Below are 393 nucleotides of genomic sequence, written 5' to 3' on the forward strand. Positions count from 1 at the left end.
GACAACTAGGATGTTGGCTCAGAAGCAGCCACCATTTAAAGAGTGCGTAATAGCTCACTAGTCGAGTGATTCTGCGCCGAAAATGTACCGGGGCTAAGCACATTAGCGAAACTGTGGGTGCCACGTAAGTGGCGCGATAGGAGAGCGTTCTATGGGCGGAGAAGTCAGACCGTGAGGACTGGTGGAGCACATAGAAGTGAGAATGCCGGTATGAGTAGCGAAAGATCAGTGAGAATCTGATCCACCGAATGACTAAGGTTTCCTGGGGAAGGCTCGTCCACCCAGGGTTACTCGGGACCTAAGGCGAGGCCGAGAGGCGTAGTCGATGGCTAACAGGTTGAGATTTCTGTACTAGTTAAACGTGTTTGAACAATGGAGGGACGCAGAAGGCTA

Annotated in this window: 1 rRNA gene; it reads left to right on the plus strand. The window is 51.7% G+C overall.

Annotated features, from left to right (window positions below):
• A 23S ribosomal RNA gene (locus ACKTR2_RS10520) occupies window positions 1-393 on the plus strand; the annotation flags it as partial.

The organism is Furfurilactobacillus curtus, assembly GCF_045862785.1.
Lineage (GTDB): Bacteria > Bacillota > Bacilli > Lactobacillales > Lactobacillaceae > Furfurilactobacillus > Furfurilactobacillus curtus.